Source organism: Cellulosimicrobium sp. SL-1, from assembly GCF_011033075.1.
GTDB lineage: Bacteria > Actinomycetota > Actinomycetes > Actinomycetales > Cellulomonadaceae > Cellulosimicrobium > Cellulosimicrobium funkei.
Genome location: NZ_JAACJC010000006.1, coordinates 162139 through 175120 on the forward strand (window position 1 = coordinate 162139; position 12982 = coordinate 175120).

The window sequence follows — 12982 nt, forward strand, 5'->3', positions numbered from 1 at the left end:
GCCGGGCCGCTCCACAGTGGGAGCGTCACGGACCGCCGTGACCCGACACGAGGGGTGCCCGATGGACGGATTCTGGGACTGGTTCTGGCTCATGGTGTGGTGGTTCTTCTTCATCGCCTACCTCGTCGTGCTGTTCCAGATCGTCGCGGACCTGTTCCGCGACAAGACGCTCAGCGGCTGGTGGAAGGCGCTCTGGATCGTCGCGCTGATCTTCGTCCCCTACCTGTCCGCGCTGATCTACGTCATCGCGCGCGGACGGGGCATGGCGGAGCGGCACGCGGAGGAGCAGCAGGCGCGTCGGCAGGTCATGGACGACTACGTGCGGGCCACCGCCGGCACCGGCAGGTCGCCCGCGAGCGAGATCGCGGACGCCAAGGCGCTGTACGACGCCGGCACGATCGACGCCGACGAGTTCGCCCGGCTCAAGGCCCGAGCGCTCGCCTGAGGACGCGCGATGGCCGACGAGACCGCGCCGGGGCGCGAGGCGTCCGACGTCGCCGCGCGCCTCGCCGCGCTGGAGCGCGAGAACGCGGAGCTGCGGCGCCGGCTCGAGGAGCGGCCGGCCGCCGCGGCGCCCGCGGGCCCGGACGGCGACGCGATCCCGCCGGAGACGGCGCGGCGGCCCCGGCGCGGGCTGCGCGCCGCCGCGTGCGCGGTCCTCATCACGCTCGGGGCGCTCCTCGCGCCGCTCGGCGCGGTGTCGGCGTGGGCGCAGCGCGAGCTCACGGACACCGACCGCTACGTCGCGACGGTCGGACCGCTCGCGGGCGACCCCGTCGTGCAGTCCGCGGTGGCCGGGCGCCTCACCGAGGTCGTCATGTCGCGCATCGACGTGGCCGCGCTCGTCGACGACCTCGTCGGCGGGCTCGAGGAGCGCGACGTCCCGCCGCGCGCGACCCGCGCGCTCGCCGCGCTCGAGGCGCCGCTCACGAGCGGCGTCGAGTCGCTCGTGCACGAGACCGCGACGCGGCTCGTGGAGAGCGACGCGTTCGAGGGCGCCTGGCTCCAGGCGAACCGCGTGGCGCACCAGCAGCTCGTCGCCGTGATGCGCGGCGAGGACGGCGACGTCCTCCAGGTGAGCGACGACGGCCGCCTGTCCATCCAGCTCTCCGGGCTGATCGACCTGCTCAAGGAACGCCTCGTGGACCGCGGCCTGGACGTCGCGGCCCGCATCCCGTCGGTCGACGCGACGTTCACCGTCGCGCAGTCCGCCGAGCTCGTCACGCTCCAGAACCGGTACGCCCAGGTCGTCACGCTCACGACGTGGCTGCCGTGGGTCGTGCTCGGTCTGCTGGCCGCGGGCGTCCTCGTCGCGAACCACCGCTCGCGCGCGCTCGTCGTGGCCGGGCTCGCCCTCACGGGGGCGATGGTCGCGCTGGGCGTCGGGCTCGCCGTCGCGCGCGGCCTGTACCTCGGCGCGCTCTCGGGGCAGGTGGTGCGGCTCGACGCCGCGGAGGTCGTGTTCGACCAGGCCGTCGGCTACCTGCGCCTCACGCTGCGCACCGTCGGCGTGCTGGGCCTCGTGGTCGCGCTCGCCGCGTACGTGGGCGGGCCGAGCGCGTCGGCCCGCAGCCTGCGCGCGGGGCTCGGGCGCGCGGGCGCCGCCGTGCGCGGCTGGGGCGAGGGCCGGGGCGTCTCGACGGGTCCCGTCGGCGACTGGCTCGGCCGGCACAAGGCGTTCGTGCGCGTCGTCGTCGTGGCGGCGGCGGCGCTCGTCCTGCTGCTGGCGGGCACGCTGACGCCGGGACTCGTCGTCGGGGTCGCTCTCGTCGCGGGACTGGTGCTCGTCGTCGTCGAGATCCTCGCCCGGCCGCCCGTCGCCGTCGCGCCGCCGGGTCCCGGACCGGCCTGAGGCCGCGCGCCCGGCCCTGCGCCGAGCCGGGCTGTGCTCGCCCTGCGCTCCGGGGGGACCGGGAATACCCTGCCCCCATGGCCTCGGTCGAGCCCCGCGCCGAGCCGGAGGACGTCGCGCACGTCACGGACGCCTCCGGGACCTCGCGCGCCCGCACCACCGTCCCCGAGCTGCCGCCCTCCACGGTGGGCCGCCCGGTCGTCGAGGCCCTGGTCGCGGCGGCGGCCACGCGCCGCCTCACCCTCGTGTCGGCGGGCCCGGGCTGGGGGAAGACGACCGTCGCGGCGCGGTGGGCGCGGGGCGGCACCGGCCCGCGGGTCGCGTGGCTGACGCTCGAGCCGTTCGACGACAAGCCGGCGGCCTTCTGGGCCGACGTGCTCGCGGCGCTGCGGGCGGCCGGGGCGGTGCCCGCGGGACACCCGCTCGAGACCCTCGTCGTGCCGCCGCGCCTCACGCCCGCCCTCCTGCGCCGCGTGCTCGCGGCGATCGAGGCGCTGCCCGAGCCCGTGGTCCTCGTGCTCGACGACTTCCACCACGCCGCGTGCGTCGAGGTCGCGGCGACGGTGGACGACCTCCTGCGCTACCGGCTGCCCCTGCACCTCGTGGTCCTCACCCGCGTCGACCCGCTCCTGCGCCTGCAGCGCCTGCGCGCGCAGGGCGAGATGACGGAGGTCGGTGCCGCCGAGCTCGCGTTCGACGCCCCCGCGGTCGCGGCGCTGGCGACGGCGCAGGGACGCGACCTGGCCGCGGACGACGCCGGGCGCGTCGTCGGCGAGACCGGCGGCTGGGCCGTCGGGGTGCGGCTGCGCGTCGAGGAGCACGACGCGACGAGCCGGGCGCGCGCCGCCCGCTCGGCGGCGGAGTTCCTCCTCGCCGAGGTCCTCGACAGCCAGGGGCCCGAGGCCCGGCGCTTCCTCCTGCGCACGAGCGTGGCGTCGGCGGTGTGCCCCGACCTCGCGGCAGTCCTCGACCCGGGGGCGCCGACGGACCGGCTGCTCCCGGGTCTCGCCGCGGCGGACGGTTTCGTCATGACGTCGGGCGGCCGACGCACCTGGTACCGCTACCACCCGCTCCTGCGCGAGATGCTCCTGCACCAGCTGCGGATCGAGGATCCGCCGGGGTTGCGCGAGGCCCACCAGGCCGCGGCGCGCTGGTTCGCGCAGGACGGGCAGGCGCTGCGCGCCCTGGAGCACGCGGCGGCCGCGGAGGACTGGCCGCTGCTCGGCGAGGTGTTCGTCGAGGGCGCGGCCGCGGAGCTCGCGGGGCCGCACCGCGAGACCGTCGCCCAGGTCCTGCGGCGCGTGCCCTACGCGACCCTGCGGCCCGACGCCCGCCTGCACCTGTGCGCGGGCGCGCTCGCTTCCGTCGACGAGCGGTTCGACGCCGTGCGGCTCCACGTCGCGCGGGCGCGCGACCTGCTCGCCCCCGCCACGGACCTGGTGGCCGACCCGGCGGCGGCTGTGCTCCTCGAGCTGCTCGCCGCGTCCGTCGCGCGCTCGACGGGCGACGTGCGGGGCCTCGCGACGGCCGCGGGCGCCGCGCTCGCCGCGGCGGACGCGGTGCCGTACCCGTTCCCCGCCCTCGAGACGTACCGGGGCCTCGCGCGGGCGCACCGTGCGGCAGGGCTCGCGTGGTGCGCCGTCGGCCCCGAGCCGCCGGGGGAGACGACGTCGGGGACGCTCGCCGCCCGCGCCCCGCAGCTCTACGCCCTCGGGGCGCGCGCCGCCGCGGCGCTCCTCGCCGTCGCGACCGGTCGGCTCGACGCGGGGGACGCGGCCGCGCGCGACGTGCTCGTCGAGGCGGAGCGGCGCGGCTGGGACGGGTACGCGCACGTGCGTCCCGCGCACGCGGCGCGCGCGTGGGTGCGCTACCTCCGGGCGTCGGACGACGGCCTCGACCGGCACCTCGCGCACGCGCTCGCGGCGGACGCCGGCGGGCGAGAGCCCGCGTCCGAGGCGGCCGTCCGGCTGCTGCAGGCGCTCGTCGCCGCGGACCGCGGGCACGCGCGCGCCGCGCGGCAGGCGCTCGTCGCCGCGGACCGCGCCCTGGGGCGGTCCGCGACGCCCCCCGTGCTCGCGGACCTGTGGGTGCGCGCCACGGCGGCCGCGCGTCTGGTCGACGACGGCACGGGCCCGGCGCTCGGGGCGCGCCTCGCGCGCGAACGCCTCGGGAGCGCCGCGGTCGTCGCCGTCTGCGGCGCGCGCGAGCTCCTCGCGGCGGGCCGCTCCGGGGCGGCGGAGCGCGCGGTGACGGGCATCGGGGACGCGCCGGGGGAGGAGGTGGACGCCGTCGTGCGGGTGGAGGCGGCGCTCGTCGAGGCGTCCGCGCTCGCCCGGGCGGGCACGCACCGCGTCGACGCCGCGCTCGGACGGGCCCTCGACCTGGCCGCCGCCGAGCGGGTCGTCCGACCGTTCCTCGCCGTCCGGGGCACCGAGCTCGACGAGCCGCTCGCGCGCGCCGTCGCGCGCCGCGACGACGCGCTCGCCGCGCTGCTGCGCACCCACCTGGACGCACCGGGCCGGGCACCGGAGCCGGTCCCGCTCGTCGAGCCGCTCACCGAGCGCGAGCTCGCGGTCCTCGCCGTCCTGCCGTCGATGGCGAGCAACGCCGAGGTGGCCGCCGACCTCTTCGTGTCGGTCAACACCGTCAAGGCGCACCTGAAGTCGGTCTACCGCAAGCTCGGCGTCGGCTCGCGGCGCGAGGCGGTGCGGCGCGGCCGGGAGCTCGGCGTCGTGCCCTGACGGGTCTGCCGAGGAGACGCGCTCAGGCGCGGCGCCGGTCCACCGTGCGCAGCACGAGCTTCCCGAGCTCGACGAGGACGAGGAAGGCGAGCGCGACGAGCGCGCACACGCCCCACTGGCCGCCGTCGAGGTCGACGGTGCCGAAGATCCGTTGCAGCCCGTCGAGCGTCGTGACGAGGAACGTGAGCCCGAGGGATGCGAGCAGGAGCACGACGAAGCGGCCGTTCGCGAGCGTCTCGGACGACAGGATGCTCGCCCGCGGGTCGCGCCACTCGAGCGCGGCGACGACGTGCAGGAGCGACATCGCGGTGAGTCCCATCGTCGTCGCGACCGCGAGGTCGGCGTCGGCCTCTCCCCACGCGACGGCGACGAGCGTGCCGACGGCGATGAGCACGCCCCCGACGGCGAGCCGCACGCCGAGCGCGCGCCCGATGACCGGCTCGGTGGGCGGGCGGGGCCGACGCCGCATGAGGCCGGGCGTCGCGGCGTCGAAGCCGAGGCCGACGGCGAGCAGCACGTCGATCGCGAAGTTGACCCACAGGATCTGCAGCGGCGTGAGCGGGGTGCCCCCGGCCACGGTGAAGATGCCCGCGCCGACGAACGTGAGGATGAACCCGACGAGGACGACCATCTGGAAGCGGATGTACTTCATGAGGTTGTCGTAGAGGCCGCGGCCGCCCTCGACCGCCGCCACGATCGTGGCGAAGTTGTCGTCGGTGAGGATCATCTCGGCGGCGTCCTTCGTCACCTCGGTGCCCGTGATCCCCATCGCGACGCCGATGTCCGCGCGCGTCAGGGCAGGGGCGTCGTTGACGCCGTCGCCCGTCATCGCGACCACGTCGCCCTTGCGCTTGAGCACGTCGACGAGCCGCACCTTGTCCTCCGGCGCCACGCGCGCGACCACGCCGATCTCGCCGACCTCCGCCTCGAGCTGCGCGTCGGACATCGCGGCGAACTCGGCGCCCGTGAGCGCGCGCCCCTCGATCCCGAGCTGCCCGGCGATCGCGGCGGCCGTGGTGACGTGGTCGCCCGTGATCATCCGTACCCGGATGCCGGCGTCGCGGCACTCGGCGATGGCGTCGCGCGCCTCGCGGCGCGGAGGGTCCACGATCCCGACGAGCGCGAGGAGCTCGAGGTCGCGCACCGCGTCGAGCAGGTCACCCGTGAGCTCGTCGCGCGCGACGGTGCGCCGCGCGACGGCCAGCACGCGCATGCCCTCGCCCGCGAGCGCGTCGTTCTCCGCGAGGACGCGCGCACGGCCGTCGTCGTCGAGGGACGCCGACCCGCCGTCGGCCGTGAGGTATCGGACCGAGCGGGCGAGCAGCACGTCCGGGGCGCCCTTGACGAAGCACACGAGCTCGCCGTCGATCTCGTGGAACGTCGCCATGAGCTTGTACGCGGCGTCGAACGGGACCTCCGCGACGCGCGGGTGCTCGGCGCGCGTCTCCTCGACGTCGAGCCCGGCCTTGGCCGCGAGCACGACGACCGCGCCCTCCGTGGGGTCGCCGATGCACTCGCCGTCGCGCACGACGGCGTCGCTCGCGAGCGCCAGCGGGAGCGCGACCGGTTCGAGCGGGACGTCGGTCGACCCGGCCGCCGCGAGGATGCGGCCGGTCGTGGAGTAGCCCTCGCCGTCGACGGAGAACCGGCGCCCGGCGAGCACGAGCCGACGCGCGGTCATCTGGTTGAGCGTGAGCGTCCCGGTCTTGTCGGAGCAGATCGCCGACGTCGACCCGAGCGTCTCGACGGACTTGAGGCGCTTGACGATCGCGCCCTCGTCGGCGAGCCGGCGCGTGCCGAGGGACAGGAGCATCGTCACGACGGCGGGCAGCCCCGTCGGGATCGCGGCGATCGCCAGGCTGATCCCGACCACGAAGAGGCTGTCGAAGTCCTCGCCGCGCACGAGCCCCAGCACGACGACCACGACGAGGGCGACCGCCGCCATGACCGTGATGATCACCGTGATGCGGTCGAGCTGGCGCGTGAGCGGCGACCTGTCCTGCTCGACCCCGCTGAGCATCCCGGAGATGCGGCCCACCTCGGTCGTCATGCCCGTCGCGGTGACGACCATCTCGCCGCGGCCGCGCGTGACCTGGGAGTTCATGTACGCCATGTCGGTGCGGTCGCCGAGCGGGGCGTCGTCGGCCGTGACCGCCGCGACGCCCTTCGCGACGGGCGTGCTCTCGCCCGTGAGCCCGGCCTCCTCGATCTCGAGCGAGGCGGCGACGAGCAGCCGCCCGTCCGCGGGGATCTTGCCGCCCGCCTCGAACCCGACGACGTCGCCCGGCACGAGCTCCTCGGCGGGAACCTGCTCCTGGCGCCCGTCGCGGCGCACGGTGGCCGTCATGACGAGCATCTGCTGGAGCGCGGCGACGCTCTGGGCCGCCTTGCCCTCCTGGTGCAGGCCCATGAGCGCGTTGAGGACGGTGAGGGCGAGCACGACGACGCCGGTCGTCACGTCCCCGAGCGCGATGATGCTCACGACGGCCGCGCCGACGAGGACGAGCTGCATGAGGTCGCGGTACTGGCGCAGGAACGCCTGCCACGGCCGTTCCTTGCGCTCCTGCGCGAGCGCGTTCGGCCCGTAGCGCGCGCGCCGCTCGGCGACCTGCGCGGACGTCAGCCCGACGGCCGGGTCGACGTCGAGCGCCGCGCACACCGCCTCGGGCGGTGCCGTGTGCCAGGGGCCCGTGGGGGCCGGTGCCTGCTGTCGGGGGATCGGTGCAGCCGTCATCCTCGGCTCCTCTCGGGCGCTCGTCCCACCGTCGCAGCGGGCTCGGGCGGGGTCCTCACCCGGCGGGGGTGAACGCCCCGCGGCGGCGCGGCACCGGTGCGCGACGTGCCGCCGACGCCCGCGCTCGACGCGCGTGCCGTCCGGGCCTCAGCCGCGTGACCCCACGAGCCCGCTCTCGTACGCGACGATCACGGCCTGCACCCGGTCGCGCACGCCCAGCTTGGCCAGCAGGTTGCCGACGTGCGTCTTCACGGTCGTCGCGGACAGTACGAGGCGGTCGGCGATCTCGGCGTTCGACATCCCCTCGGCCACGCACCGCAGGACGTCGAGCTCGCGCGGCGTGAGGGAGCGCAGCCGGGGGTCGAGGCCGTCGTCGACGGCCGGCTGCTCGCCCGCGGGCAGGTGCGGCGCGAAGAGGTCGAGCATGCGGCGCAGCACGCGGGGCGCGACGACCGAGCTCCCTGCCGCGACGGTGCGGATCGCCTCGACGAGCTCGTGCGGGCGCGCGTTCTTCAGCAGGAACCCGCTCGCCCCGACGCGCAACGCCGCGAACGCGTACTCGTCCACGTCGAACGTCGTGAGCACGAGCACGCGCGTCCCGGGGTGCTCGGCGACGACGCGCCGGGTCGCCTCGATGCCGTCCATGCCGGGCATCCGGACGTCCATGACGACGACGTCGGGGGCGAGGGCCGCGACCTGGTCGAGCGCGACGCGCCCGTCGGAAGCCTCGCCCACCACCTCGAGGTCGGGCTCGGACTCGATGACGAGCCGGAAGCCCATCCGCAGCAGCGCCTGGTCGTCGACGAGCAGCACGGTCGTCACGGTCGTCCTCCCTCGTCGACGTGCAGGTCCCTGTCCGGGTGCTCCTGCTCCGGGGCGGTCCGGGCCCCGTCCTCGCCCGGGTCGCAGGGCAGGACCACGTGCACCGCCCAGCCGCCGCCCGGTCGCGGCCCCGCCTCGACGACGCCGCCGAGCAGCGCGGCGCGCTCGCGCATGCCCACGATCCCGCGGCCGGTCCCTCCGCCGGCGGCCGGACGCGTGCCGCCCTCGTCGCGGACGTCGATCTCGACCGCGCGCGCGGTGCGCCGCACCACGACCTCGGCCGCGGGCGTCCCGGGCGCGTGCCGCAGCACGTTGGTCAGGGCCTCCTGCACGATGCGCACGGCCCCGAGCCGCAGCGACGTGTCCGCAGGCAGCGCGACGTCGAGGCCGCTCGCGGCGACGGGCACGCCCGCCGCGCGGAACCGTGCGACGACGGCCGCGAGGTCCGTCCCGGTCGGCTCGACCGGGGTGCCCGCCCCGTCGCCGCCCTCCTCGGGGTCGAGCGCGCCGAGGACGCGCTGCATGTCGGCCAGCGCGTCCCGTCCCGTGCGGGACAGCTCGTGCAGGGCCTCGCGCGAGCGGTCCGGCGCCCGGTCGAGCGCCGCGCCCGCGCCGTCGGACAGCGCGACCATCACGGACACGCTGTGCGCGACGACGTCGTGCATCTCGCGCGCGATCCGCGCCCGCTCGGCGGCCCGGGCGAGCGCCGCGCTCTGGTCGCGGTCGCGCGCCATGGCGCGGTAGCGCGCGACGAGGTCCTCGTCGTGCAGCCGTCGTGCGCGCGCGCCCGATCCTGTCGCCATCCCCAGCAGCAGGAGCGCGAGCAGGAGGAGGACCGACACGGAGCGCCGGCCCGGGGAGAAGGGCGGCTGCGCGAGGTCGCGCACCGGGTCGCCGTCCGGCAGGACGATCGGGTCGCTCCACAGCAGCATCTCGGCGAGGCCGATGTCCTGCCACCACCACAGCGCCGCCACGACGACGGCGAGCACCGCTCCGCACACGATCCACGCCGTGCGGGGCGCGCGCTCGGCGGCCACGGTGTGCACCGCGCACGCCAGGCACACGCCGAGCACCCCGAGCACGCCCGCCGTCGCGAGCGACGCGACGGCCAGCACGGTGAGGGCCGCCGTCACGGTCAGCGGGCGCGACCGCCGGACCAGGAGCAGGCCCGCCCCGAGGGCGGCCCCGACGAGCCAGGCCGCGACGACCACCTGGGCGACGGGCTCGTCGGGGCGGAACAGCCCCAGCCCGGTGGACCCCTCGACCGTCGTGAGCGCGACCGCCGCGGTGACGAGCCCGAGCAGCGCGACCGCGCCCGCGAGCGCGAGGTCGGTCGCCCACGGGTGCCGCGCGAGCACGCGGCCGACGGCGCCGCGCCGCCGCACGTCGGGCTCGGCGCGCGGGCCGCCGTCGTGCGCCCCGGGTGCGGACGGGAGGGCGAGGGGCGACGAGGGCACGGGCCTACTCTCCCACCGGCCGTCGCGCGGCGCGTCAGACAACGTCATGGCGCCGCAACCGGTACGCCGCCGCCGCGAGCAGCGCGGCGGCCCACGCCGCGAGGACGAGACCCCCGCCCCACGTGCCGAGGTGTGGTCCCAGGGTCGTCGCGTCGAGGGCGGCGAGCCGGGCGTCGTCCTGCAGCAGGCGCGCCCCCGCACCGGGCAGGAGGGCGCGCGCCGTGTCCGCGACGCGTCCCGGGTTCGTCGCGAGCACGTGGTCGAGCACGACGAGCAGCACGACCCCGCCGACGAGCGCCCCGTCCGGCCGCCGCACGAGCGCCCCCAGGCCCAGGCCCACGAGGGCGACCCCGGTCAGGTAGAGCACGAAGCCCGCCAGCACGCGCAGCGTCTCGCGGTCCGCGAGATCGAGCACGAGCGCGGCGTCCGCGCGCTGCCCGGCGGTCGCGGCGAGCGCCGCACCCAGCGCGAGCACCGCGACGGCGAGCGCGGCCGCCGTCGTCACGAGCGCCTGCGCCGCGAGCACGGGCAGGCGGCGGGGGACCGCGGCGAACGTCACGCGCGCGGTGCCGTTCCGGAACTCTCCGGCGCCGACGCCCGCGCCGAGCACGAGGAAGCCGAGCTGGGCGAGCACGGACCCCGCGACGGCGAGCGGCGCCCCGGAGGACCCGGCGTCGGGCCGGGCGAACGCGCCCAGCGCCCACGCCGTCCCCGCCGCCGCGGCGACGGTCGCGAGCGCGAGCCAGGCCGTCGAGCGCAGGCTCGTCAGCTTGTCCCACTCCGCCGCGAGCACCCGGGGCAGGGTCACCTGCGGCCGGTCGGGCGCGGGCGCGGTGCGGGTCGGCGCCGGGGCCGTCGGGGGGATCGTGGCGGCCACGTCAGACCACGTCCCGCGTGCGCAGGCGGACGGCGGCCAGGGCGAGCGGGACGAGGACCCACGCCGCGAGGACGAGCCCTCCGCCGACGGCACCCAGGTCGGGTGCGCCCTCGACCGCGCCCTCGCCCGTGAGCAGGGACGCCGCCCCGGTGGGCAGGAACGTGACGACGGTGTTCACCGCCGCCTGCGCGGACGAGACGCCGGCGGGTGCCGCGAGCGGGTCGCCCGACAGATCGGCCGCCAGCACGAGCGCGACCGGCAGCACGAGCACGACGAGCACCGCCGCGGTGAGGGCGGGGACGGGCCGCCGCACGAGCGCGCCGAGCGCGAGGCCGAGCAGCGCCATGCCGGCGAGCAGGAGCGTCATCCCGACGAGGACCTGCGGCGTGCCGTCCCGGCCGAGGTCGAGCGCGAGGCCGCGCGCACGGGCCGACGGCAGCAGCGCGAGCACCGCCGCCCCGACCGCGAGCACCGCGGTGAGCAGCGCGAACGCGGCGGTCGCCGCCGTCTGCCCGACGAGCACGGGCCAGCGCCGCGGCTCGGCGACGAACGTCGTGCGGAACGTGCCCGTGCTGTACTCGCCCGTCCCGACGAGGACGCCGAGGACGAGCGGCGGCACCTGGGCCAGCAGCAGGCCCGACGTGAGGGAGCCGAGCGGGTCGAACCCCGGGTCCACGGACGACGCCTGGGCCGAGAGGTACGTCAGCACGGCCGAGACGACGACGGTGAGAGCGGCCGCCCACCACGACGAGCGCAGGCTCGTCAGCCTCGTCCACTCCGCGGCGACGGCGCGGGGGAGCGTGGGGTCACCGGCGCTCGCGGGCCGGGGCGCCGCCGGGTGCGCACGCCGTGACGACGCGGTCGGTGCGGTGGGGGCGGTCATCGGGCACCTCCGGCCGACGCCAGACCGGTCTCGCCCGCGGCACGGCCGCGGTACTGGACGGCGTCGGCGGTGAGCCGCAGGTACGCCTCCTCGAGCGAGCCCGCCGCGCCCGCGAGCTCCTGCACCGGCGCGTCGGCGAGCAGCCGGCCCTGGCCGATGACGACGACGCGGTCGGCGCACAGCGCGAGCTCGTGCATGAGGTGGGACGACAGCAGCACCGCGCGGCCCTCCGCCGCGAGACCGCGCACGAGCCCGCGCACCCACAGCACGCCGTCGGGGTCGAGGCCGTTGACGGGCTCGTCGAGGACGAGCGTGCCGGGGTCGCCGAGGAGCGCGCCCGCGATGCCGAGACGCTGGCCCATCCCGAGCGAGAACGTGCCCGCGCGTCGCCCTGCGACGCTCTCGAGGCCGGTCATCCCGATCACCTCGTCCACGCGCGCCCGCCCGATCCCGTGGGTGCGGGCGAGCGCCGTCAGGTGGCGGAACGCCGTGCGGCCCGGGTGCACGGAGCGCGCGTCGAGCATGACCCCGACCGCGCGCAGGGGCGCCGGCAGGTCCGCGTACCGGCGACCGTCGACGGTCGCCGTGCCGGAGGTCGGGCGCTCCAGCCCGACGACGACGCGCATCGTCGTGGACTTCCCGGCACCGTTCGGGCCGAGGAAGCCCGTCACGGTCCCGGGCCGCGCCGTGAACGTCAGCCCGTCCACCGCCGTCGTGGGTCCGTAGCGCTTCGTCAGCGCCTCCACCTGGATCATCGGTCCTCCCGTCGTCCGCGGGCCCGGTCGTCGGGCACCGCCGTCGTCGACGCTACGGACGCTTGCGGGAACCCCGGCTCGGGCGGTCGGCCGAGATCCGCGACCCTCCCGCCTCCTCCTCGGGGAGGAGGAGGTCGTGCCCGGGTGGGACGGTGCGGCCGGGCGGGACGGGGGGCGCGGCCCCTGCGGGCACGACGACGGTCAGGCCGTGGCGGTCCTCGCGGCCACCCGGACGCCCGCGTCCCATCCCGGTGCGCGCCCGCCGCCCGGGGGGACGTGGTCGGTCGCGAGCCCTGCCCGGGCGAGGGACCACGCGACGAGCGAGTTCGAGTTCCACATCCCGTTCCCGCCGGAGGGCCGCCGACCCCACGTGAGCGGCGGGACGCCACGCACCGCCCGCAGGATCCGCGCGACTGCGGCGGCGTCGCGCGTGACGACGACGGGTGGCCCGACGGCGTGCTCGCGGTCGGGGATCGCGCCGTGCGCCCAGCAGCGCACCTCGTACCGGAACCAGCGGGAGCGGCCCAGCGGCCGCAGGCCCACGGGGCCGGTCGCGACGACGCCCCGGTCGCACGGCGGGCCGCCCCACGCAGGAGTCATCTCGACGACGTACGGCACCCCGTCGCACCGCAGTCCCAGCGCCGCGTGGAACAGCGGGCGGGGACGCCGCCGCGCGAGCAGCGCGGCGGCGCGCTCCCACGCGGCGCTCGTGCGGCGGACGACGTGGCCCCCCGCCCCGACGGGCAGCCAGAGGAGCTCCGCCCGGTCGTCGCCGGGCGTGGTCGCGGTCACGCCCCGACGCTACGGCACCCGGGTCCGCGCGGGAGCGGTAGGCTCGGGGGCATGCTTCCGGCGTGAGAG

General features: G+C 77.4%; 10 protein-coding genes. 3 read left to right on the plus strand and 7 right to left on the minus strand.

Going from position 1 to position 12982, the window contains the following annotated elements; genetic code table 11:
• The first annotated feature begins 61 nt into the window (after positions 1-61).
• The 3 genes from GWJ10_RS11035 (at position 62) to GWJ10_RS11045 (ending at position 4593) form a co-directional block, all read left to right on the plus strand.
• Positions 62-445, plus strand: a complete 384-nt coding sequence (locus GWJ10_RS11035; protein ID WP_034654895.1) for an SHOCT domain-containing protein — start codon at positions 62-64, stop codon at positions 443-445.
• Positions 446-454: 9 nt separating this feature from the next.
• Complete coding sequence (locus GWJ10_RS11040; RefSeq protein ID WP_163187451.1) at positions 455-1852, plus strand: hypothetical protein; 1398 nt, start codon at positions 455-457, stop codon at positions 1850-1852.
• Positions 1853-1929: 77 nt separating this feature from the next.
• Positions 1930-4593, plus strand: coding sequence for a LuxR C-terminal-related transcriptional regulator (locus tag GWJ10_RS11045; protein WP_163187453.1), 2664 nt, complete (start codon positions 1930-1932; stop codon positions 4591-4593).
• 22 nt (positions 4594-4615) lie between these two features.
• On the opposite strand, the gene GWJ10_RS11050 is transcribed toward GWJ10_RS11045, so the two are convergent.
• The 7 genes from GWJ10_RS11050 to GWJ10_RS11080 all read right to left on the minus strand — a co-directional run bounded on the left by GWJ10_RS11050 (position 4616) and on the right by GWJ10_RS11080 (position 12913).
• Entirely contained in the window at positions 4616-7327 is a 2712-nt protein-coding gene (locus GWJ10_RS11050; RefSeq protein WP_163187455.1) for an HAD-IC family P-type ATPase, read from the minus strand.
• A gap of 147 nt (positions 7328-7474) precedes the next feature.
• Positions 7475-8149, minus strand: coding sequence for a response regulator transcription factor (locus GWJ10_RS11055; RefSeq protein ID WP_163187457.1), 675 nt, complete (start codon positions 8147-8149; stop codon positions 7475-7477).
• A complete protein-coding gene (locus GWJ10_RS11060) occupies positions 8146-9606 on the minus strand; it encodes a histidine kinase (protein ID WP_241005761.1) in 1461 nt (486 codons plus the stop codon). Before GWJ10_RS11060 ends, GWJ10_RS11055 begins: the two co-directional genes overlap by 4 nt.
• A gap of 34 nt (positions 9607-9640) precedes the next feature.
• Positions 9641-10483: a hypothetical protein gene (locus GWJ10_RS11065; RefSeq protein ID WP_241005762.1), complete on the minus strand. Its 843-nt coding sequence runs from the start codon at positions 10481-10483 to the stop codon at positions 9641-9643.
• A 1-nt stretch (position 10484) separates the two neighbouring features.
• Positions 10485-11366: an ABC transporter permease subunit gene (locus tag GWJ10_RS11070; protein ID WP_163187461.1), complete on the minus strand. Its 882-nt coding sequence runs from the start codon at positions 11364-11366 to the stop codon at positions 10485-10487.
• Entirely contained in the window at positions 11363-12121 is a 759-nt protein-coding gene (locus GWJ10_RS11075) for an ATP-binding cassette domain-containing protein (protein WP_061267715.1), read from the minus strand. The genes GWJ10_RS11070 and GWJ10_RS11075 overlap by 4 nt, the downstream gene beginning before the upstream one ends.
• A gap of 201 nt (positions 12122-12322) precedes the next feature.
• Complete coding sequence (locus tag GWJ10_RS11080) at positions 12323-12913, minus strand: hypothetical protein (RefSeq protein WP_163187463.1); 591 nt, start codon at positions 12911-12913, stop codon at positions 12323-12325.
• Positions 12914-12982: the final 69 nt, after the last annotated feature.